Origin of the sequence: Actinopolyspora mortivallis (assembly GCF_003001495.1) — a bacterium.
In the GTDB taxonomy this organism is placed as follows: domain Bacteria; phylum Actinomycetota; class Actinomycetes; order Mycobacteriales; family Pseudonocardiaceae; genus Actinopolyspora; species Actinopolyspora mortivallis_A.
Map to the genome: position 1 here is coordinate 1 of NZ_PVSR01000023.1, position 21,983 is coordinate 21,983.

Genomic DNA, 21,983 nt, shown 5'->3' on the forward strand with positions numbered 1-21,983 from the left:
GTGTTGTGCAAGTCGCTGTTCGGCAAGGCACACACCGTCATGGCCGAGGGCGGGATCGCCGCGGCCATGGGCAACGTCAACGCGGGTGACGACTGGCGGGTGCACTTCCGCGACACGATGCGCGGGGGCAAGTTCCTCAACAACTGGAGGATGGCCGAGCTGCACGCCCTTGAGGCACCCCAGCGGGTGTGGGAGCTGGAGACCTACGGCGCGCTGTTCGACCGCACCCCGGACGGACGAGTGAGCCAGCGTAACTTCGGCGGTCACGAGTACCCGCGCCTGGCGCACGTGGGGGACCGTACCGGGCTGGAACTGATCCGCACCCTGCAACAGCGGATCGTCTCGCTGCAACAGCGGGACCACGCCGAACACGGGGACTACGAGGCGGGGCTGCGGGTGTTCGCCGAGTTCACGGTCACCGACCTGCTCCGGGAGGGGGAGCGGGTGGCCGGGGTGGTCGGGTACTGGCGGGAGAGCGGCAGGTTCGCGGTGCTGCGGGCCCCCGCGGTCGTGTTGGCCACCGGAGGGATCGGCAAGTCCTTCAAGGTCACCTCCAACTCCTGGGAGTACACCGGGGACGGACACGCCCTGGCGCTGCGCGCCGGGGCACGGCTGATCAACATGGAGTTCGTCCAGTTCCACCCGACCGGGATGGTGTGGCCGCCCAGCGTGAAGGGGATCCTGGTCACCGAATCGGTGCGTGGCGACGGAGGTGTGCTGCGCGACGCGCACGGGCGGCGGTTCATGTTCGACTACGTCCCCGAGGTCTTCAAGGAGTCCTACGCGGACTCCCCCGAGGAGGCCGACCGCTGGTACACGGACCCGGACCGCAACCGCAGACCCCCCGAACTGTTGCCCCGCGACGAGGTCGCCCGCGCGATCAACAACGAGGTCAAGGAGGGCCGGGGCAGCCCGCACGGAGGGGTTTACCTGGACGTGGCCAGCAGGCTCTCCACGGAGGAGATACTGCGCAGGCTGCCCTCGATGCACCACCAGTTCAAGGAACTGGCCGATGTGGACATCACGGCCCGGAGCATGGAGGTGGGGCCCACCTGCCACTACGTGATGGGCGGGGTCGAGGTGGACCCCGACTCGGCCGCCTCGGCCGTGCCCGGCCTGTTCGCCGCAGGCGAGGTGGCCGGGGGGATGCACGGTTCCAACCGGTTGGGTGGGAACTCGCTGTCGGATCTGCTGGTCTTCGGCAGACGCGCCGGGATCGGGGCGGCCGAGTACGTCGTGGGACTGGTCCGACGTCCCGAGGTCTCCGCCGGGCAGGTGGACGAGGCCGTGCACACCGCCCTGGAGCCCTTCGACGCGGCGGGGGTCCGGGGCGGGGAGAACCCCTACGCCCTGCACGCGGAGTTGCAGCAGGTGATGAACCGGCTGGTCGGCATCATCCGGGACGGCGGGGAGATGTGCTCGGCCCTGGAGCAGCTGACCGAGATCCGGCAGCGCGCGGGCCGGATGACCGTCCCCGAGGGGAACCGACAGTTCAATCCCGGCTGGCACCTGGCCCTGGACGTGCGCAACATGCTGCTGGTCAGCGAGTGTGTCGCCGCGGCGGCCCTGCGGCGTACCGAGAGCAGGGGCGGGCACACCAGGGAGGACCATCCCCGGATGGACCCCAACTGGCGCAACCGACTGTTGAGCTGCGCGTTGCGCGGGGGTGAGCTGGAGCTCTCCGAGCAGCCGCAGGAACCGATGCGCCCGGACCTGATGCGTCTGTTCTCCCGGGAGGAACTGGAGAAGTACTTCACCGCCGAGGAGCTGGGCGTGCTCGGGGAACCGTCCCGACAGTGATGACAGCCACGGTCGGGAACGTGGAGTCGCTGCGTGGAAGGAACGGTGCGATGGGACAACGGGTGCGGCTGCGGGTCTGGCGCGGCAGCGGAGACGAGGGAGAGCTGCGGGACTACGAGGTGGAGGCCGAGGAGGGGGAGGTGGTGCTGGACCTGCTGCACCGCCTGCAGGCCACCCACTGCCCCGATCTCGCGGTGCGGTGGAACTGCAAGGCGGGCAAGTGCGGTTCGTGCTCGGCGGAGGTCAACGGCAGGCCCCGGCTGACCTGCATGACGAGGATGTCGCTGTTCGACCCGGAGGAGACCGTCACCGTCACTCCGATGCGGACCTTCCCGGTGATCAAGGACCTCGTCTGCGACGTCTCCTACAACTACGTGAAGGCCCGCGAGGTTCCGGGTTTCACCCCTCCGGCTGGGGTGGAACCCGGCCAGTACCGGATGTGGCAGCGGGACGTGGAGCGTTCCCAGGAGTTCCGCAAGTGCATCGAGTGCTTCCTGTGCCAGGACACCTGTCACGTGATCCGGGATCACGAGGAGAACAAGGAGGCCTTCTCCGGCCCCCGTTTCCTGATGCGGGTGGCCGAGCTGGAGATGCACCCGCTGGACGACCACGACGGGGACCGTGCTGAGGAGGCCCGTGGTGAGCACGGCCTGGGGCTCTGCAACATCACGAAGTGCTGCACCGAGGTGTGCCCGGAGCACATCCGGATCACCGACAACGCGCTGATCCCGCTCAAGGAGCGCCTGGCCGACAGGCGTTACGACCCGATCCCGTGGTTGTTCCGGCGCCGTGGACAGGACCCTCCCCGGTGAGAGGGCCCCGGGGCACGGTGACCCGACTTCCGCCGGGGTCAGTCTCCGGACTGGAGTTTCTGGTTGCGTGCGCTGAAGCCCCGCCCCAGCCGGGCCACTTCCTGCTCCATCTGGGGAAGCAGCCTGCGCACCACCGGCTTCATCAGCAGTTCGACCAGCCGGGAGGAGGGCAGGTTGCGCAGCCAGTGCATCAGCATGACCGAGCGGGGGACGTAGATCCGACGGGCCCGCCGTTCGATTCCCGCGGTGATCGCACGGGCGCAGTCCTCGACCGTGGTGGTCGAGTGCATCGGCCACGGCAACTTCGCCCGCATCGCGCGGAAGCTCGGCAGGTCGGCCGAGGCGTCGCGCACCAGGTCGGTGTCGATCCAGGAGGGATGGGCGCTTCCCACCGCGACCCCCAGGTGCGAGGTCTCGGAGCTGAGCGCGCTGGCCAGGGCCTCCGATCCGGCCTTGCTGGCCGTGTAGGCGGCCATCCCCCCGATGGGGGTGAAGGCGGACAGGGAGGAGATCACCAGCAGGTAGCCGTGGCGTTCGACCAGGTGGGGCATGGCCGCTTGGGCGGTGTGGAACACCCCGTTGAGGTTCACGTCGATGGTCTTGGTGAAGGCCTTCGGGTCGTGGTGGCGGACGGTGCCGAAGGGGGCGATTCCGGCGTTGGCGACCACCACGTCGATGCCGCCCAGCTGTTGTGCGGTCTTCTCGATCGCGGTGCCGATGGACTCCGGGTCGGTGACATCGGCCTCGAACCACACGTGCCCGTCGCCGAGTTCGGCGGCCACGGCGGCGAGTTCGTCCGGTTCCAGCCCGATGAGCGCCAGTCGCGCTCCTCGGCGGGCGAGTTCCCGGGCGGTCTGGGCGCCGATCCCCCGGGCTGCGCCCGTGATGGCAACGACTTTGCCGGACATCGACATGGGCATGGGCCCTCCCTGCACTCGGTGAGCTGGCTACGGCGGTGGCCGGACCGGCTACGGACCGGCTGGGTTACCCATAGTAGGTTACTGGCTCGTAAAGTAAAGGGGTGTGTCGGTGGTCACTTCGTGTGTCACCGCACGGGCCCAGCCCTGACAGGGCCGGAGGGCGACACCCTTCCCGAGGGCCCGGACCCGACGGCGCAAACCGAGAGCCCCGGAAACCGAGCCGGGCTGGGCCTCGCCTAGAAGTGCTCGCCGAGCTCGGCGAAACGTTCGACCACCCGGAACCCCTCCCGCCGCTCGGGAAGCTCGCGCCGCTCCAGCGACCAGGTCTGCGGATGCGGCACGAGCACCGCGTTCAGCCCCGCGTCCAGCGCGGGCCACACGTCCGAGCCCGGGGAGTTGCCGATCATCCAGGTGACCGTGGGGTCCAGGTCGTGCTCGACGACGAAGTGCTTGTAGGTCTCCGGTTCCTTCTCGGCGACGATCCCGACGCCGGTGAACAGCTCCCGCAGCCCGGAGGACTCGATCTTTCCGCTCTGCTCCGTGTGGTCACCCTTGGTGAGCAGGTACAGGTCGTGGCGGGTGGCCAGCTCCCGCAGGGTCTCGGCGACCCCGTCGATCAGCTCGACCCGCCGCTGTCGGATGGGGGCACAGGCCCTGCTCAGCTCGGCGCGGTCGAACTCGGTGACCCCCTGTCCGTCCCGCAGCCGCGCCAGGCACTCGACGAGACTGCGTTCGAAACTGTCCACCCCGTAACCGTGGATCCGGCAGTTCACCCGTTCCACCTCGTCCAAGTGGGAGCGCACCTGCTCGCGGGAGAGGGTCGGGTGGGCGAGGTGGTCGATGAAGGCTTCGACGGCACGTTCGAACAGGACGTTGTTCTCCCACAGCGTGTCGTCGGCGTCGAACACCAGACTCCGGCGCATCACCGCACATCCCATCAGGTTCGGGGACACGACCGCACGGAACCTACCGAGGAGGGCGGGGAGAAGGAAAGCGCCTCCGGGCGACTCTCGCCCGGAAGGCGGCACGCCCGGGACGTGGGGAATCCGGACGGCGAAAAACCGGGCGGCGCCGTTCACAGTGGAACGAACGCCGCCCGGTCCCGTCCGAGTTCCGTAGCGGAACTCACAGCTGCTCGCGCAGCTGCTTGAGCTCGTCCAGCTCCTGTTGCCTGGAGTCGCGGATCTGTCGGGCGATCGACCGCAGTTGCTGGTCGGAACCCCGTTCGATCTCGGTGTCGGTCATCTCGAGCACGGCGTCGTGGTGGTCGATCATGGCCTTGACCCAGAGCGTGGCGAACTCCCCGCGCGGGGCCTCCTCCAGCTCGGTGATCTCGCCGGCCACGTCGGCCTCCGGCATCCAGGTGTGCTGCTCCCCGGAGTCCGCTTCGCCCTCCTGCCGCTCGGCGAGCCACTCGTCGATCCGGTCGAGGTACTGCCCGTGCTCTTCGAGCTGCTCGGCGAACTCGGTGACACGCTGCTGAGCGGAGTTGTTCAGCGCGACCTCCACGAGCTGCTCCTCGGCACGGTGGTAGGCCTTCATCTGCCGGGCGAACTCCAGGTCGGTGTCGGCCTCGGCCTTCTCCGCGCCGTTGGCGGGGACGATCGCGCTCGGCGGCGGCGGAGTCCCCGGAGCTGGAGACTGCTCGCTGGCTTCTTCGTAGTTCGGCGAGCAGCCGGTCAGTGCCAGGACCGCGGCCCCCAGGACGCCGATGATCGTGCTTGTGCGCACCGTTGCTTCGCCTCCGGACATGCTGATCCTCCCCGGGCAGGTCGAGTGCCGGACACGTCGACACGCCTGCGGAGCCCTTCGTACCGCTGTTGCGTGCCACCGTCACGGGTGGTCCCAGTCAGCTTAAGGGGTCGCCTCGGCAGCGCCTGCCCGGGTGGTCGGGTGTCGGATGGATCTCAACGGGATGCTCGGCGAGTTCGTGATGAATAGGGTGACTACGGCCCGGACGTAGCGGAGCTGAACGACAGAGCTAATATCCGCAGATGGCAGTGGCTCAGTGGTGGGACGGCGAACCTCGCCGGCACCGTTGTGCTCCTGCCAACCAGGGTTAACCGGCCCGGGAGGGGCCGGGCGGTCCCGTGATCGGGGCCGACAACGTCTTCGAGGCAGTGCAGGAGGCACCGTGACGGCCGTCGCGCCAGAGCCGATCACTTCGCGCCCCTATCCGGTGCGAAAGACGTCCAAGGGATCCACACTGCTGGGACTGCTGCGCACCACCGATCCCAAGCAGCTCGGCATTCTCTATCTGACCACCTCGATAGGCTTCTTCCTGGTCGGCGGTCTGATGGCCATGCTGATCCGCGGCGAGCTCGCGGTGCCGGGCATGCAGTTCCTGTCGCAGGAGCAGTACAACCAGCTGTTCACCATGCACGGCACGATCATGCTGCTGCTGTACGCGACACCGGTGCTGTTCGGCTTCGCCAACTACATCCTGCCGCTGCAGATCGGCGCTCCCGACGTGGCCTTCCCCCGGCTGAACTCGTTCTCCTACTGGCTGTACCTCTTCGGTGGGCTGATCGTGGTCAGCGGGTTCCTCGCCCCCAACGGGGCCGCCGACTTCGGGTGGTTCGCCTACACCCCGCTGTCCAACCCGGTCCACTCCCCGGGCATCGGGGCGGACCTGTGGATCTCCGGGCTGCTCGTCTCCGGACTCGGCACCATCCTCGGCGGGGTCAACATGGTGACCACCGTGGTGTGCATGCGCGCCCCGGGCATGACCATGTGGCGGATGCCGATCTTCACCTGGAACATCCTGGTCACCAGCGTGCTGATCCTGATGGCCTTCCCGATCCTCACGGCCGCCCTGATGGGGCTGCTGGCCGACCGGCACATGGGCGCGCACGTGTTCGATCCCGCCAACGGCGGCGTGATCCTGTGGCAGCACCTGTTCTGGTTCTTCGGCCACCCCGAGGTCTACATCGTCGCGCTGCCCTTCTTCGGCATCGTCACCGAGATCTTCCCGGTGTTCTCCCGCAAGCCGCTGTTCGGCTACACCGGACTGGTCTACGCGACCATCGGCATCGCCGCGCTGTCGGTCGTGGTCTGGGCGCACCACATGTACGCCACCGGCGCGGTGCTGCTGCCGTTCTTCGCCTTCACCACCTTCCTGATCGCGGTGCCCACCGGGATGAAGTTCTTCAACTGGATCGGCACCATGTGGAAGGGCCAGATCACCTTCGAGACCCCGATGATCTTCAGCGTCGGGTTCCTGGTGACCTTCCTGTTCGGCGGGCTGACCGGTGTGCTGCTGGCCTCGCCTCCGATCGACTTCCACGTCTCGGACACCTACTTCGTGGTGGCCCACTTCCACTACGTGCTCTACGGCACGATCGTGTTCGCCACCTTCGCCGGCATCTACTTCTGGTTCCCGAAGATGACCGGCCGGATGATGGACGAGCGCCTGGGCAAGTTGCACTTCTGGCTGACCTTCATCGGCTTCCACGCCACGTTCCTGGTGCAGCACTGGCTCGGCAACGAGGGGATGCCCCGCCGCTACGCCGACTACCTGCCCGGTGACGGCTTCACCACGTTGAACACCATCTCCACGGCGGGAGCGTTCCTGCTCGGCGCGTCGATGCTGCCGTTCCTGTACAACGTGTTCAAGAGCTACCGCTACGGGGAGGTCGCCGAGGTCGACGACCCGTGGGGCCACGGCAACTCGCTGGAGTGGGCCACCTCCTGCCCGCCGCCGCGGCACAACTTCACCGAGCTGCCGCGCATCCGTTCCGAGCGGCCCGCCTTCGAGCTGCACTACCCGCACATGAGCGAGCGGATGAGGCTGGAGAGCCACGTGGGGCTGTCCGGCAAGCCGCTGGCGCACGCGGGCGCCGGCAACTCCTCCGAGGTGGAAGGCTCCTCGGCGGGGCACAACAGCGACGGGAAGTGACGTTCGACCTAACGACATCCTTCACGGGTGTGTCACGGTGAACCCGCTCGACGGGGAGCCCCGGCCGGTCGGCCGCCGACCGGTCCGGGGCTCTGTGTCGTTCGGGACGGTTTCCCGAACCCCGTAGGGTGGACCGTAGAGCCGAATATCGAGGGAGTGTCGTCAGTCGTGACCACGTCGAATCCCACCACCGTGCTGATGACCGTGACCGGCCAGGACCGGCCGGGCGTGACGTCGGTGCTGTTCGCGGCGCTGACCAGGCACGGGGTGGACGTGCTCGATGTCGAGCAGGTCGTGATCCGCGGACGACTGGTCCTCGGAGTACTCGTTTCCACCGAGCAGGATCCCGAGCAGCTCCAGGAGTCCATCGAGCAGGCGATGGCGACCGTGGGGATGGCTGTCGAGGTGGAGATCGACGCCGAGGACGGTCAGGCCGACAAACTCGGTTCGACCCACGTCGTCACGGTGCTCGGCCAGCCGGTCACCGCGCGCAGCTTCTCGGAAGTGGCCCGCAAACTGGCCGAGATCAACGTCAACATAGACTCCATCCAGCGGGTGGCCGACTACCCGGTCACCGGACTACAGCTGCACGTGACCTCGGAGGAGACGGGAGAACGGGCCGACGAGCGGCTCACCTCCGAGATGTCCGACCTGTCCGAGGACATCGGCGTCGACGTCGCCGTGGAACGCACCGGCTTGTCCCGCCGCGCCAAGCGACTCGTGGTGTTCGACGTCGACTCGACTCTGGTCCAGGGCGAGGTCATCGAGATGCTGGCCGCCAAGGCCGGGCGCGAGGAGGAGGTCCGCAGGGTCACCGAGCAGGCCATGCGCGGCGAGGTGGACTTCGCCGAGTCCCTGCGGCGCAGGGTGGCGGTGCTGGAGGGTCTGCCCGCCTCGGTGCTGGATGAGGTCGGCAAGGAGCTCCGCCTGACCCCCGGCGCGCGGACCACGGTGCGCACCCTGCGCAGGCTCGGATACCACACCGGTGTGGTCTCCGGCGGTTTCACCAGGATCATCGACTACCTCGTCGACGATCTCGGTCTCGACTTCAGCGCGGCCAACGACCTGGAGATCGTCGACGGTAAACTCACGGGCCGTGTCGTCGGCGAGATCGTCGACCGCGGAGGCAAGGCTCGTGCGTTGCGACGTTTCGCCGAGTCCTACAACGTGCCGCTCTCGCAGTGCGTGGCGGTCGGTGACGGTGCCAACGACATGGACATGCTCGCCACGGCCGGACTGGGCGTGGCGTTCAACGCCAAGCCCGCGCTGCGGGAGATCGCGGACACCGCGCTGTCCCACCCCTTCCTCGACGCGGTGCTGTTCGTGCTCGGGGTGACCAGGGCCGAGGTGGAGGCCGCCGACGCGGAGGACGGGTTCGTGGCGCGTGTGCCGCTGGAAACGTGACGTGAGGTGACCGGTAGATGGTGTCCAGCGGGGGCTGGTTCGTGCGCCTGGCGCGGGTGCTGCTCGGGGCGTTGGCGATCGTCGCCGTGGGCAGACAGTTCTTCGTCGAGGTGGGGTTGCCCGGTTTCTCGCCGGTGAACTTCTTCAGCTACTTCACGATCCTCAGCAACATCGCCGCCGGGCTGCTGCTGGTGCGGCTCGGAGTCGCGCCGGGCCTGGGCAACCGGGTCTGGCTGGAGTGGCTGCGCGGAGGCATGACCGTCTACATGGCGACCACCGGGATCGTGTTCGCCCTGCTGCTGGACGACGGGGACCTCGGGCTGACGTTGCCGTGGGTCAACACCGTGATGCACCGGGTGGTTCCCGTGGTGATGTTCCTGGACTGGCTGCTGGTCCGACCGCGTGCGCGGGTGGGCTACGGTCGGGCGCTGTCCTGGCTGTTCGTGCCCTTGGCCTACGTGACCTACGCGCTGGTGCGGGGCGCGGTGACCGGATGGTTCCCGTACCCCTTCCTGCGTCCGGAGGCGGTCGGCGGTATCGACGGGGTGCTGCTGCACCTGCTGTTCATGGCCCTGGGCATCGCCGCGGCGGCGGTGCTGGTGGCCTGGCTCGGCAACGTGCGCGTGGGCGAGCGCAGCGAGGAACGCGTGCCGGTCTGAGCGGCGGTGCGGGTTCCCTCCGGCGGTGCCGGTGCGGAACCCGCAGGCGGCCCGACGGCCTCGGTGGCGGGTGGTGCCGGACAATGGGGGCGTGAGTGATCCCGCCGCTGTGCTGCACCCGCTGACCGAGCGTTACGCCTCCTGGCTGGCGTTGCCGGACCACCTCACGGCCGACACCTCGGACGAGGACCCCGAGGACGTGGTGCTGATGCCGGTGGTGTTGCGCATCGAACGCGGCACCCCGCCGGCGCGCACCGCGTTGCTGGAGGCCGCCGCCGTCTCCGCGCTGTCCGTCTGTCTGGACGAGCGCAGCGCGCCGGAGGGTCCGTGGCACGCGGCCGTCTCCGAGTGGGTCGCCGGGCGGATCCGCAAGGTCACCCGCCGGGCCCGCGGGTCGCACTGGCGGGCGGTGGAGGACTTCGCCGGCGTCACGGTCTCCGTCGGTGGAGCCGAGGCACGTGCGCTGCTGCCCACCAGACTCTCCGAGATGCCCCGCGAGCTGACCAGGTTACAGATCTCGGGCAGCGAGTTGCCGCACGACGACCCCGGGGAACCGCCCGCCGGTGTCCCGGTGCTGTGGCTGAACCCCGAGGTCGACATGAGCGCGGGCAAGGCCGCGGCCCAGGTGGGACACGCGACGATGATCCTGGCCGCCCTGTTGCACGGCGACGTGTGCACCGGAGGGCAACGGTCCGCCCGGGCCGACCGGGAACTGCGCGGGTGGGTCGACGACGGCTTCCGCTGTGCGGTCCGCACCCCCTCACCGGAACAGTGGAGGGAACTCCTCCCCACGGAGGACCCGGCGACGGCGTGGCACCGGCGGGGAGTCGCGGCCGTGCGCGACGCGGGGTTCACCGAGATCGACCCCGGCACGGTCACCGTGCTCGCCCAGTGGCCCCGTTAGGAACAGCTCCCCTCAGTGCAGCACCTGCCCCACCTCGGGGTGGGGAATGTCGTGGCGGTAGGGCTGGACGGACTTGCCGCCGTCGACCACCAGCGTGGTTCCCGTGATCAACTTCGCCTCGTCCGAGGCCAGAAAAGCGATGGCACGCGCCACGTCCTCCGGGGCCGACTCACGTCCCAGGGGGTAGGAGGAGTCGATCCGTTCCCGGGGGATGCGTTGCAGATACGTGGCGAACTCGGTGTCCACGAAAGCCGGGGCCACGCTGTTGACCCGCACTCCGGGGGCGAGCTGGTCGGCCAGGCTGCGGCACAGTGACTCCAGGGCGGCCTTGGTCATCGAGTAGGCGGGCACACGGATGTTGGCGGAACCGGCCACGGAACTGAGCAGCACCACCGTGCCGCCGTGCTCCTCCATACTCGCCCGGTGGGCCAGCTTCACGTACTCCAGGGCGGAGATCACGTTCAGGTCGTACTCCTTGAGCATGACCTCGGGATCCAGGTCCAGGACCGGGGCGTTCTTGGAGACGTTGGTGGCGGTGTTGTGGACCAGCACGTCCAGTCTCCCGAACTCCGCCACGGCCCGGTCCACCGTGCTCTCGCGCTGTTCGGCCTTCCTGGCGTGTCCGGTCAGGGCGAGCACCTTCGCCCCGGTCCGCTCGCCGATCGTGCGGGCCGCCTGCTCCAGCGTGCTCTCGTCCCTGCCCGTGATCGCCACGTTGCCGCCCTCGCGGGCGAGCTGCTCTGCGGTGGCGTAGCCGATTCCCCGGGAACCCCCCACCACCAGTGCCGCCTTGTCCGTGAAGCGTCCGGTCACCGTTGCTCCCCCGTTCTTCTCGCTCGGGTCGGTTCAGCGCGGAAACTAGGTGACGGAACTGACACGGTGCTGACACGGGACTGACGCCGTGCCGTGGTGGGCTGTTCCGCGCGGAACCGGGTCAGTCGGTTCCGGACAGCAGCACGCGGCGGAACTCGGTGACCAGGGGGCGGAGGTCGATGTGGTGCCACGCCGCCCACAGCCGCACCGGGGAGGGGTGCCAGGCGATCTCGCGAAGTCTCACCTCGGGAGGGGCGCTGTCCCGCATGCTGCGCTGGATCAGCGCCAGGCCCAGGCCGGAGGCGACCAGCCCCAGCGCGGCGAGCGGTTCCGGGGCGGTGGTGCGGATGCGCGGGGTGAACCCGGCCGCCGCGCAGGAGGACAGGAAGCTCTCGGAGCCACCGGGCGGATCGCCGTCGGCCACGGTGATCCAGGACTGCCCGTCCACGTCCTCGGGGCGGATGTCGGTGCGCTCGGCCAGCGGATGCCGGTCCGGAACCGCCAGCATGAGCGGGTCCTCCAGCACCAGCGCTGATTCGAGCAGCGGGTCGTCGCTGTCCGGGGGCGTGTCCACCAGGGCGATGTCCAGACCGCGCCGCCGCAGTCCCTCCAGCTGTTCGGCCGGGGGCTGGTTGTACAGCGCCACGTGCACCTCCGGGCGCTCCTGGCGCAGGGAACGCAGTGCGCGGGGCAGTACCCCGGCGTGCAGGGCGTGGCCCACGTAGCCCAGGCACAGTCCTCCGGTCTCACCGCGCCCCAGACGTTGTCCGAGGGACTCCAGCCTCTCGGCGTGCCGCAGCAGCGCCTGGGCCTCGGTGCGGAACACCCGGCCGTCGGCGGTGAGACGGAGACGTTGCCGGTCGCGTTCGAACAGGGTGCAGCCCAGCTGTTTCTCCAGGTCCGCGATCCGGCGACTCAACGGGGACTGGGAGACGTGCAGTGCCTCGGCCGCCCGGCCCACGTGTTCGGTCTCGGCCACGGCCACGAAGTAGTGGAGTTGGCGCAGATCCAGCATGTTCAGACCTTCGTGGAAACACGTTTCGCCCAGCGAGTCTTAGACAGTCTCACGAACTCACCCTAGCGTCGTAGTGGACGACGTGGAGAGGAGTACGCATGAGCATCCGCTCGTTAGTGGCCGAGCACACCCTCGGTTTCGGCGCGGCCCCGCTGGGCAACATGTTCCGTGCCGTGCCGGAGGAGGACGCGCTGGCCACGGTCGAGACCGCCTGGAAGGAGGGTATCCGCTACTACGACACCGCACCGATCTACGGGGCGGGACTGTCCGAGAACAGGTTGGGGCAGGTGCTGTCCCAGTACCCCCGCTCCGACTACGTGCTCAGCACGAAGGTCGGCCGGGTGATCGAGGAGGGGACCGGGGAACCGGCCGAGTCGAACCCGGAGGGAGAGGGTCTGTTCGCGCACGGACTCCCGAACAGGGTCGTCGACGACTACACCTACGACGGGACCCTGCGGGCGGTCGAACAGTCCCTGCGGCGACTGCGCACCGACCACATCGACATCGCCTGGGTGCACGACGTCTCCCCGGACTTCCACGGCGACGACTGGATCGACGCCTTCGCCACCGCCCGCACCGGGGCGTTCCGCGCGTTGGAGAGTCTGCGTGAGCAGGGGGTCGTCCGAGCCTGGGGCCTGGGGGTGAACACGGTCGAGCCCTGCGAACTGGTGCTGGGGCTGGAGGAACCGCGTCCCGACGCGTTCCTGCTGGCCGGACGCTACACCCTGTTCGACCACGCCCACGCCGCCCAACGGCTGCTTCCCACCTGCGAGGAGCGCGGCGTCGACCTGGTGGTGGGCGGCCCCTTCAACTCCGGTGTGCTGGCCGGGGGCGAGCACTTCGAGTACCGGCAGGCCTCCGCGGAGGTGCTGGACCGGGTGCGGCGGCTGCGGGAGGTCGCCGAGAACCACGGGGTGGACCTGAAGGCGGCGGCCCTGAGGTTCCCCACGGCCCACCCGGCGGTGGCCGCCACGATCCCGGGCATGTCACGGCCCGAGCGCGTGAACGAGAACCTGGAGTTGTCCCGCACCCCGATCCCCGAGGGTCTCTGGCGTCAACTGCGGGAGGAACGACTGGTCTCCGCCGAGGTGCCGCTGCCGGCCGGGGACTGAGGATCCGAGCGGGGCCGGGCGCGGTCCCGGTCCCGTTCAGTCCCGGCGAGGCTCCGAGTGTTCCTCCCGCGCGTCGCCGACGCCGCGCGCGGCCAGGGCCTCGCCCAGTTCGTCGGCATGACGCAGCGTGCGTATCAGGAAGGGGACGGCGAAGGCGGACACGGAACGACTCGCGTCGCGGGCCCGCTGGGCCTCGCGGGTCTGGGCGGCGATGCTCGCCAACACCCCCACCGCCTGCACGGTCAGTCCCACCAGCAGCCCCAAGGTCTCGGGACGCAGTCCCAGCCGCCGGGTGGGTGCCAGCCCGCGTTCCACCGCCGAGACCAGGTCGTCGATCCTGGTGGTGAGGGTGAACAGGTTGGCCGCGCTGATCGCGGTGAGCAGCCGCAGGCACACCACGGACGCGCTTTTCGGGTCCAGCAGCCACGACTGCAACGCGAAGATCGCACCCAGCACCACCAGCAGCGTCCCCGTCATCCGCAGTACCCGGGCGGGGCGGATGCGGGCCGTGACGAACCCGGCCAGCACCGCCCCGGCCGCGACCGCGAGGGGAACCGGCTCGTCGAACAGCATCACCACAGTGGCGAAGACGAGCAGGCCGAGGAGCTTCCCGCCGGCCGGGGCGCGGTGCAGGGGGCTGTTGCCGGGCTGGTACAGGCCGAGTGGGCTACTCATGTCACGAGCTCCCGGTAGTGGTGCAGTGCCGCAGAGGGCTCGTCGTCGGCGACGACCCGCCCCTGGTCGAGCACCACGACGCGGTCGAAGTTCTCCAGCAGTTCCAGGTCGTGGGTGACCAGCACCACCTGTTGTTCGAGGCGTTGCAGCCTTTCCACGAAGAGTCGTTTGTTGCGCAGGTCGAGCAGGGTGGTGGGTTCGTCACAGACCAGCACGTCCGGTTCGAGCACCAGCATGGCGCACAGCGCGAGCAGTTGTTTCTGCCCTCCCGAGAGCTGTTGCGCCGGGTGTTGGGCGTAGCCCTCCAGCCCGTGTTCGGCCAGCGCGGCCTCGGCGCGGCGCTGCCTTTCCTGCTTGGACAGACCTTTTCCGCGCAGGGAGAAGGCCACGTCCTCACCGGCGGTGGGCATGACGATCTGTGAGTCGGGGTTGGTGAACACGAAGCCGACCCGGGAGCGGACGCGCTTGCCGTCGCGGACCGCGTCGAGCCCGTCCACCAGCACCCGTCCCCGGGTCGGGCGCACCAACCCGTTGATCGTTCTGGCCAGGGTGGACTTCCCGGACCCGTTGGCTCCGACGAACGCCACCCGTTTCTCCTCCAGACGCAGGTCGATCCGGTCGAGCACGGTGTGCTCGCCGTAGGAGTGGCCCACTCCGTCGAACTCGATCAACCGTCTTCCTTCCACGACGACGTGCGCGACACTGTTCCTCCGGGAGGGCGGAGTCAGTGCCTTCCGGTGGGATCAGTCGACCAGCTCCCACAGGGTGGCGACACCGAGTCCTCCTCCCGAGGACAACGCGGCCATCCCCAGCCGGTGCCCGTTCCGGGTCATCCGGTGGAACAACCGCACGAGCAGTATCGCCCCGGAGGCCCCCCACGGGTGACCGAGGGCGATGGCTCCCCCGTCCGGACTGACCGTCCCCTCGTCGATCCCGGAGGCGTCCGTGCAGGCCAGCACCTGCCCGGCGAACGCCTCGGTGAACTCGACCACCTCGGGAACACGTCCGGCCTCCTCCAGCACGGCACGCATCGCCGGCACCGCCGCCGTTCCCGGACGGTTGGGGTCGGCGCCGCTGGTGCGCCGGGCCGACAACCGGATCCCCGGCAGGCCCAGCCGAGCCCGACGACGTTCGCTGGTGACGGCGAGCACGGCCGCCCCGTCGGCGATGCCGCAGGAGTTGGCGGCGGTCGCGGTGCCCTGCGGGGTGAACGCGGGAGGGAACCGTGCCATGCGCCGTTCGTCGAGACCGGCCCGGGGACGTTCGTCGGCACCCACCCCGTTGACCGTGACGAGCTCGGCGGTGAACTCCCCGGACTCACGTGCCCGGACCGCCCGACGGTGGCTGCGGGCGGCGAACCGGTCCTGGCGTCGGCGGCTGATTCCCCCCTCGGCGGCGACCAGATCGGCGGCGGGTCCCATGTCGGGATCACCGATCTCGGGCGGGGCGAAGGGCGCGCGCTCGCGGAAGACGGGCGGTTCGGTGGGGGTGCGCGGCCGGTGGGCCCGCCAGGGGGCGGTGGAGGCGCTCTCCGCCCCACCCGCCAGGTAGTACTCGCCGGCCCCGGCGGTGACCAGGTCGGCGGCGAGCACGACCGCGCTCAGTCCGCTCGCGCACTGCCGGTCCACCGTGGTCCCCGGCACGGCGTGACCGAACCCGGCCCGCAGCGCGGCCACCCTGGCCGGATTGCCCCCAGGGCCCCGGGTGTTGCCGAGTAGCACGTCGTCGACGTGGGGGAAGCCACTGTCCTCCAGCACCGCGTGCAGCACGGGGGCGGTCAGCCGGTCGAGCTCGATGTCGCGCAGCGCTCCGCCCGCCGTGCCCACGGGGGTGCGCCGGGCGGCGGTGATCACGGGAGTGTTCGGGGGTGCTTCGGTCATCGTAGTGGTTCGGCGGCCAGGGTCCCGGCGGCGAGCCGTTCGGTGATCAGCCCGCGCGCGGGTTTGCCCGTGGAGGTGCGGGGAAGGGCCCCGGTGGTCAACCACCGGCGCGGACGCCGGTTGCCGTTCAGCTCCCGCCTGGCGACGCGGCGCAGCTCGGCCGCCTCGGGCGGGTGCGTGGGATCGGTTTCGATCACCGCCGTGACCAGGGAGCCGAACCTGGGATGCGGGGTGGCCGCGACCACCACGTCGCGAACACCGGGAACCGGGCGCAGCACGTGTTCCACGCTTTCGGCGGGCACGAGTTCCGCGCCGCTGTCGATGGTGCCGGAGCCGCGTCCCAGCACGGTGAACCCCCCACCGTCTCTGGGGACGGCGAGGTCGCCGACGGTGTGGAAGCCCTCGGGCAGCGGAACCAGCCGTCCGGCCTCCAGGTGGCCGGAGCAGGCCAGCGGCGAGCGTACCCACAGGGTTCCGGTCTCGCCCGGGGGCACGGAGCCCTCCCCGTCGCGGATGTCCGTCTCCACGGCGCGGGCGGGGTGCAGCACACCGTCGCTGCCGCGCAACGCGACCAGGGAGTGCTCGGCCGAGCCGTAGTACTCCACGAGTTCGCTGCCGGGCAGGGTCCGCTCCAGCTCCGCCCGCAGCCCGTCGTCCACGGCGGCGCCGCCGCAGACGAAACGCCGGACGCGGCAGTCCTCACGCAGCTGCGGATGCCGGGCCAGCACCGCCAGCAGGGCGGACAGCATCGACGGCACCACGTGGACCACGGTGGCCTCCCGGCAGGCCCGCGCGGCGGCGTGGGCCGACCAGCGCGGCAACAGCCGGAGCCCGGCACCGAGGTGCATGGCGTGCAGGGCCCCGAACAGGAACAGCGAGGAACCGACCGGGCCGGGAACCAGCACCGTGTCCCGTCCGGTGACTCCGACCTCGAAGGCCTCGAAACTGTGCCACCAGGAGGAACGGGTGCGGGCGAGCACCCGGGGCCGGGAGGTGCTGCCCGAGGTGGTGGGCAGGTAGAACAGGGAGCTTCCGTCGGCCTCCGGGAGGGTCGGAGGCGGGTGGCCGGGCCGGATCCGGCCTCCGACCACCACGTGGGGGGCCGCGTCGGCGAGGGTGCCTGCGCGCTCGGTGGTGCTCCAGTCGGGGTCGACGAGCAGGGTGGCGGCTCCGAGCAGGTCGGCACCGAGCATCCGGGCCAGCCGGGTGACCGGCTCGGTGTCGGCTTCCACGGCCACCCGGCTGCCGGGACCCACCCCGGCCGCGGCGAGCTCCGCCGCCGCGGAGTGCGCGTGGCTGAGCAGCTCCGCGCCGTCGAGCAGGCGGGTCCCGTCGTGGAGGCTCCGGGGGAGCCCGCCGGCCAGGACCGGGGGAACGCGCGGACGGGAGGTCGTGCTCATCGCCGGGGCCCTTTCCGGGGAACCGTGTTCGGGAAGGCCCGGAGCACGGCGGCGGCCACCAGGGAGACCAGCACCACCTTGGCGAGGTCACCGGGGACGAAGCCCAGGGAGAGGACCACGGCGCTGCGCACGTCCTCGAGGGCCCAGGCCATGAAGGGAACGCCGAACAGGTAGTCCACGGCGACCCCGGCGAGGTTGGCCAGCAACAGCACCGGCAGGGTGGGTCTGCGCACCGCGGAGACGATCAGTCCCACCACCAGGGCCGAGAATACCCATCCGATCAGAAAGCCACCGCTCTGCGAGAAGAACTGTCCTATTCCGCCGCGCCCGCCGGACAGCAGCGGCAGTCCCAGGGCGACCAGCGCCAGGAACAACAGCATCGAGGCGGCCCCGCGCCGGGCGCCGAGCACGCTGCCCGCCAGCAGCGGTCCCATGTTCTGCAGCACGATCGGCACCGCCGCCCCCGCCAGGTAGATGCCGGGGAAGGTGCCGAGCACCGCGGTGAACGCGGCGAAGACCACGATGCGGGCCAGATCCGCCGCCGGCTGCGCGGAACCGGAGTTCCGCTCCGGGGACTGCACGGGGTCGGTCACGCTGTTCTCCTGAGTACCTGAGTAACGGTCGGGGAGGGCACCCGAGCGGGTGAGTTCACCCGGGCTCGGGAGGTCGCCCGGCCGTCCGGCCGGAGCGCCGCGCACAACCTAACCGTGATCGCCCCGGATACAGAAAAAAGCGGACACGGTTGTGGAAACCCCACAACACGGCGGGTGCTCGTTCCGCGACTCGCCGTCCCGGCAGGGGCGGCGAGGGGGCATCGGGCGGCCGTTATCCGGGAGGGGAGTGCCGCCGCGTGCCACCCGGTCGGTGGAACGTTTCCGCGGACACCACTGTGCACGAGAGGGAATCGTGCCGAAACTGTGGGTGATGAACGAACAACGAGGTCCCGAGTGGACGGCGATGCGCAGCGGTCACGAACTCGCCAGGGAGGTCCTGGCGCGCGGTGGCCGCACGGAGCTCGGCGAGGACACCGAACACGCCGAGATCTTCTGGATCAGGGCCGAGGGCGACTCCCGCCAGCACGCCAGCACGGTTCCCCCGCCCCCGGAAGGGGGGCCGGTCCCGAGTCTCGGCGGACACGGGGAGGTGCTGGTCTCCTCGAGCGAAGAGACGGACTCCCCCTCGACGGAGGCGTCCGGGGGTTTCTGCGAGGAGTGCTTCGCCGCCTACGTGGCCGTGCCCGTCGCACGTCCCCGATGGAGCAGGTGAGCCTCGTTCGCGGGGGCCGTGCCGCCTCCCCGACGGGGTGGGGGAACCGTCCGGGTGGTTCGAGGGCCGCCCGGACGGTTCCGCTCGTCACGGCACGCACGGGAGCCGGGTGTCGGTCGCTTGCGGGTTTACCGGGAACCGAGTGGGAAATCCTCGGGGAGACCGTGAGAAACGCCGGACCCTCTCGGGCGGCGACGTGATCGGAAAGGGTGTGGGTCCATGCTGTCGTTGCTGCGCAAATACGGAATGGATTCGGACAAGATGTTCGGGGCGGGGATGGCCTCGATCCTGTTCTCGGTGGTCTCCTGGGCGGCCTCCCGAGGGCTGCAGGGAGAGAGTCTGGCCCGTGCGGACCGCTGGGGCATCTTCGTGGGGGAGTGGGCACCCACCTTCTTCGTCCTCGGGGTGGCTCTGCGGCTGGAGGAACAGGCGCGCCCGGACATGCCGGAGCAGTCGGCCCGCCGTCACGAGAGCGACCGGACCGCCTCCGGCGTCGGACAGTGACCGGCTCCGAGACCCCGTTCCCCTCGGGAACCCGTGGGAGCGGTCGTCGCGTGCCACAGTGGCTCGGGCGGTCTCAACGCTCGGAGGCCGCCGCGTCCAGGCGGCGCAGCGCCCCGCGCACCACCTGGGGATCGTAGGTGTTCCAGAAGGGGGGCAGCGAAGCCCGCAGGAAACCGGCGTAGCGCGCGGTGGCCAGCCGCGGGTCGAGCACGGCCACCACCCCCCGGTCGGCGGAGGACCGCAGCAGCCGCCCCGCCCCCTGGGCCAGCAGCAGGGCGGCGTGGGTGCCGGCCACGGTGATGAAGCCGTTGCCGCCGTGCGCCGAGATCGCCCGCTGTCGGGCCGAAGCCAACGGATCGTCCGGGCGGGGGAACGGGATGCGGTCCATCACCACCAGTTGTAGTGACTCCCCGGGCACGTCGACCCCCTGCCACAGCGACAGGGTGCCGAACAGGCTGGTGCGCGGATCGCCGGCGAAGGACTCGACCAACTGTGAGGTGCTGTCCTCACCCTGGCACAACACCGGGGTGGACAGGCGCTGCCGCAGTTCGTCGCAGGCCTGCCGGGCCGCGCGCATCGAGGAGAACAGTCCTAGGGTGCGGCCGCCCGCGGCCGTGACCAACTCGGCCAGCTCGTCCAGATAGGACTCCGGAAGCCCGTCCCGCCCCGGCGGGGGCAGATGACGTGCCACGTAGAGGATGCCGCTGCGCGGGTAGTCGAACGGGGACCCCACGTCGACCCCCACCCAGCTCGGCGCGGCACCCTCGGAGGGCGGCTCCGCGCCGGTGGCGGTGTCGGGAGCCGGATCCGCCGAACGCTGCGGCGGAAGCCCCCACTGAGCGGCCAACGTGTCGAAGGAGCCCCCCAGGGCCAGCGTCGCCGAGGTCAACACGGTGGTGCGCTGCTCGAACAACCGCTGACGCAGCAGTCCCCCCACCCCCAGCGGGGCCACCTTCAACGAAGGCGCCCGCCCGCCGTCCGCTCCGATCCAGACCACGTCGCGCCGCTCGCCCTCCGGCTCGTCGAAGGCGTCGAGCAGCCGTACCGCCGTGTCGTGGACCTCCTGGGTGGGGGCCAGTGCGAGTTTGCGGACGCTGCCCGTCTCCGCGTCCTCCCGGTGTTCCGGGCCCAGCGCGGTCACGCAGGCCGCGGCCGCGTCGCGCACCCCGGCCAGGGCCGCGGAGAGTTCGGCGGAGAGTTCGTCCACCTTGCCCACCGGGGACTCGCCGAGCACGAACTCCAGGCCCTCCCCGGCCTCGTTCAACCGGTCTGCCACGTCCTCGTCCACGGCACGACCGCACCGCCGGGCCGCCTGCTTCACCGCCGAGGCGGACAGCTCCCCACCGGCGGCCGAGGTCACCCGGTCCACCAGGTCGTGGGCCTCGTCGATCACCACCACGTCGTGTTCCGGCAGCACCGGTCGGTCGTCCAACGCGTCGATGGCCAGCAACGCGTGGTTGGTGACCACGACGTCCGCCCGTCCCGCCTCGCCCCGGGCCCGTTCGGCGAAACAGTCCGCCCCCACCGGGCAGCGGTGGGCCCCCAGACACTCGTTGGCGCTCACCGACAGCTGGCGCCACGCGCGTTCCGACACCCCGGGTGCCAGCTCGTCGCGGTCGCCGGTGTCGGTCTCCGAGGCCCACTCGCGCAGCCGCCGCACCTCGCGCTCCAGGGCGGAGGCGGCAGAGCGGTCGAACAGCGCCTCCTCCGGCTCCTCGGGGGCGTTGCCGTGCACCCGGTTCAGACACAGGTAGTTGCGCCGTCCCTTGAGAATGGCGAAGGTCGGCCTCCGGCCCAGAGCCTCGGTCAGCGCCGTGGCCAACCGGGGCAGGTCACGGTTGACCAGCTGTTGTTGCAGGGCGATGGTGGCGGTGGAGACGACCACGGTGGTGTGGGCGGCCACCGCGTGCCGCAGCGCGGGGACCAGGTAGGCCAGGGACTTGCCGGTGCCGGTGCCGGCCTGCACGGCGAGGTGCTCGCCGGTCTCGATGGCGTTGCCGACCGCCTCGGCCATCGCCCGCTGTCCGTCGCGTTCCGCTCCCCCCACGGCCCGCACGGCCACCGCCAACAGGGTGGCCAGATCCGCCGGTTCCACGTCCTGCCGCGCACGCTCGGCCGTTCCGGTCGCCACGGGATCCGCCCGTGGTTCCCGCTTGGTCTCGGCGGCCAGTTCCGGGGGCAGCGACTCGGAACCGTCGGGTTCGAACACGTCGGGAGTGGACCAGTGGGGAGCGGAAGCCGACACGTCCGCCGACGTTACCGCAGCCCCCGCCCGCCGGGGCGGCGTCCTCCCGGGGCGGAGATCGCCCCGGTGGACTCACCCCGACCGGACCACGGGTTGCCCGGACAGGCTCACCCCGGCGGTGCGCAGCTCCTCCAGCGCACGTTCCACCGTCGTGCTCGCCACCCCCGCCGTGAGATCCAGCAGAACCCGGGTGTCGAAACCGGCCGCCGCCGCGTCCAACGCCGTGGCCCGCACACAGTGGTCGGTGGCCAGTCCCACCACGTCCACCGAACGCACGTTCCCGGCCGACAGCCACTCGGCCAGTCCGTTGCCCTCGAAACCCGAGTAGCCGTGGCTGTACTGGCCCTTGGAGAACACCGCCTGGATCGGTGCCACGTCCAGTTCGGGGTGGAAGGCCGCCCCGGCGCTGCCGGCCACGCAGTGCACCGGCCAGGAGGTCACGAAGTCCGGGTGCTCGGAGAAGTGCTCACCGGGATCGATGTGATAGTCCCGCGTGGCCACCACGTGGTCGTAGTCGGTGGAGGCGAGATACCGCGAGATCTGCGAGGCGATCTCCGCCCCGCCCTCCACGGCCAGCGCACCGCCTTCACAGAAGTCGTTCTGCACGTCCACGACGATCAGGGCCTCGGCCATCGCCACACACCTCCCGTGGGACCTCGTCGACTCGCGGCCGCCA

General features: G+C 70.4%; 21 protein-coding genes. 9 read left to right on the top strand and 12 right to left on the bottom strand.

The window, feature by feature from the left end:
* Positions 1-1,800, top strand: a 1,800-nt coding sequence (locus CEP50_RS12970; RefSeq protein WP_106114216.1) for a fumarate reductase/succinate dehydrogenase flavoprotein subunit, incomplete at its 5' end; no start/stop codon positions are given.
* Positions 1,801-1,850: 50 nt separating this feature from the next.
* Complete coding sequence (locus CEP50_RS12975; RefSeq protein ID WP_106114270.1) at positions 1,851-2,612, top strand: succinate dehydrogenase/fumarate reductase iron-sulfur subunit; 762 nt, start codon at positions 1,851-1,853, stop codon at positions 2,610-2,612.
* 38 nt (positions 2,613-2,650) lie between these two features.
* Here the strand turns inward: CEP50_RS12975 and CEP50_RS12980 are convergent, their stop codons facing one another.
* The 3 genes from CEP50_RS12980 to CEP50_RS12990 form a co-directional block, all read right to left on the bottom strand.
* Complete coding sequence (locus CEP50_RS12980) at positions 2,651-3,526, bottom strand: SDR family oxidoreductase (RefSeq protein ID WP_219905465.1); 876 nt, start codon at positions 3,524-3,526, stop codon at positions 2,651-2,653.
* A gap of 242 nt (positions 3,527-3,768) precedes the next feature.
* Positions 3,769-4,455, bottom strand: a complete 687-nt coding sequence (locus CEP50_RS12985; protein WP_106114271.1) for an HAD family hydrolase — start codon at positions 4,453-4,455, stop codon at positions 3,769-3,771.
* 202 nt (positions 4,456-4,657) lie between these two features.
* Entirely contained in the window at positions 4,658-5,284 is a 627-nt protein-coding gene (locus tag CEP50_RS12990; RefSeq protein ID WP_106114218.1) for a DUF305 domain-containing protein, read from the bottom strand.
* Between the two features lie 382 nt (positions 5,285-5,666).
* On the opposite strand from CEP50_RS12990, the gene ctaD reads away from it, so the two are divergent.
* From ctaD to CEP50_RS13010, 4 genes are all read left to right on the top strand, one after another.
* Positions 5,667-7,430: an aa3-type cytochrome oxidase subunit I gene (gene ctaD, locus CEP50_RS12995; RefSeq protein ID WP_106114219.1), complete on the top strand. Its 1,764-nt coding sequence runs from the start codon at positions 5,667-5,669 to the stop codon at positions 7,428-7,430.
* Between the two features lie 168 nt (positions 7,431-7,598).
* Positions 7,599-8,834 carry a phosphoserine phosphatase SerB gene (gene serB / locus CEP50_RS13000; protein ID WP_019853367.1) on the top strand — a complete coding sequence of 412 codons (1,236 nt, stop codon included), beginning with the start codon at positions 7,599-7,601 and terminating at the stop codon, positions 8,832-8,834.
* A gap of 17 nt (positions 8,835-8,851) precedes the next feature.
* Positions 8,852-9,493: a Pr6Pr family membrane protein gene (locus tag CEP50_RS13005; RefSeq protein WP_106114220.1), complete on the top strand. Its 642-nt coding sequence runs from the start codon at positions 8,852-8,854 to the stop codon at positions 9,491-9,493.
* A gap of 91 nt (positions 9,494-9,584) precedes the next feature.
* Positions 9,585-10,397, top strand: a complete 813-nt coding sequence (locus tag CEP50_RS13010) for a peptidyl-tRNA hydrolase (RefSeq protein ID WP_106114221.1) — start codon at positions 9,585-9,587, stop codon at positions 10,395-10,397.
* 12 nt (positions 10,398-10,409) lie between these two features.
* On the opposite strand, the gene CEP50_RS13015 is transcribed toward CEP50_RS13010, so the two are convergent.
* Together CEP50_RS13015 and CEP50_RS13020 are read right to left on the bottom strand one after the other, a co-directional pair.
* Positions 10,410-11,210, bottom strand: a complete 801-nt coding sequence (locus tag CEP50_RS13015) for an SDR family oxidoreductase (protein WP_106114222.1) — start codon at positions 11,208-11,210, stop codon at positions 10,410-10,412.
* Positions 11,211-11,331: 121 nt separating this feature from the next.
* On the bottom strand, positions 11,332-12,225 hold the full coding sequence (locus CEP50_RS13020; protein WP_106114223.1) for a LysR family transcriptional regulator: 894 nt from the start codon (positions 12,223-12,225) through the stop codon (positions 11,332-11,334).
* Between the two features lie 98 nt (positions 12,226-12,323).
* Between CEP50_RS13020 and CEP50_RS13025 the strand changes: the two genes are divergently transcribed.
* Positions 12,324-13,337: an aldo/keto reductase gene (locus tag CEP50_RS13025; protein WP_106114224.1), complete on the top strand. Its 1,014-nt coding sequence runs from the start codon at positions 12,324-12,326 to the stop codon at positions 13,335-13,337.
* A 36-nt stretch (positions 13,338-13,373) separates the two neighbouring features.
* Here the strand turns inward: CEP50_RS13025 and CEP50_RS13030 are convergent, their stop codons facing one another.
* The 5 genes from CEP50_RS13030 to CEP50_RS13050 form a co-directional block, all read right to left on the bottom strand.
* A complete protein-coding gene (locus CEP50_RS13030; RefSeq protein WP_106114225.1) occupies positions 13,374-14,012 on the bottom strand; it encodes an energy-coupling factor transporter transmembrane component T family protein in 639 nt (212 codons plus the stop codon).
* Positions 14,009-14,683, bottom strand: coding sequence for an energy-coupling factor ABC transporter ATP-binding protein (locus CEP50_RS13035; RefSeq protein WP_106114226.1), 675 nt, complete (start codon positions 14,681-14,683; stop codon positions 14,009-14,011). The genes CEP50_RS13030 and CEP50_RS13035 overlap by 4 nt, the downstream gene beginning before the upstream one ends.
* Before the next feature lie 72 nt (positions 14,684-14,755).
* Positions 14,756-15,892, bottom strand: coding sequence for a thiolase family protein (locus CEP50_RS13040; protein ID WP_106114227.1), 1,137 nt, complete (start codon positions 15,890-15,892; stop codon positions 14,756-14,758).
* Positions 15,889-17,292 carry a class I adenylate-forming enzyme family protein gene (locus CEP50_RS13045; protein ID WP_106114228.1) on the bottom strand — a complete coding sequence of 468 codons (1,404 nt, stop codon included), beginning with the start codon at positions 17,290-17,292 and terminating at the stop codon, positions 15,889-15,891. Before CEP50_RS13045 ends, CEP50_RS13040 begins: the two co-directional genes overlap by 4 nt.
* Positions 17,289-17,885, bottom strand: coding sequence for a biotin transporter BioY (locus CEP50_RS13050; RefSeq protein ID WP_106114229.1), 597 nt, complete (start codon positions 17,883-17,885; stop codon positions 17,289-17,291). The genes CEP50_RS13045 and CEP50_RS13050 overlap by 4 nt, the downstream gene beginning before the upstream one ends.
* A gap of 331 nt (positions 17,886-18,216) precedes the next feature.
* Between CEP50_RS13050 and CEP50_RS13055 the strand changes: the two genes are divergently transcribed.
* Complete coding sequence (locus CEP50_RS13055) at positions 18,217-18,558, top strand: hypothetical protein (protein ID WP_146134807.1); 342 nt, start codon at positions 18,217-18,219, stop codon at positions 18,556-18,558.
* Between the two features lie 219 nt (positions 18,559-18,777).
* Positions 18,778-19,062, top strand: a complete 285-nt coding sequence (locus CEP50_RS13060) for a hypothetical protein (protein WP_106114231.1) — start codon at positions 18,778-18,780, stop codon at positions 19,060-19,062.
* Positions 19,063-19,135: 73 nt separating this feature from the next.
* On the opposite strand, the gene CEP50_RS13065 is transcribed toward CEP50_RS13060, so the two are convergent.
* Together CEP50_RS13065 and CEP50_RS13070 are read right to left on the bottom strand one after the other, a co-directional pair.
* A complete protein-coding gene (locus tag CEP50_RS13065) occupies positions 19,136-21,076 on the bottom strand; it encodes an ATP-dependent DNA helicase (protein WP_374957097.1) in 1,941 nt (646 codons plus the stop codon).
* A gap of 303 nt (positions 21,077-21,379) precedes the next feature.
* The gene (locus CEP50_RS13070; protein WP_106114233.1) at positions 21,380-21,940 is read right to left on the bottom strand and encodes an isochorismatase family protein; all 561 of its coding nucleotides are present in this window, start codon (positions 21,938-21,940) and stop codon (positions 21,380-21,382) included.
* Between the last annotated feature and the right edge of the window lie 43 nt (positions 21,941-21,983).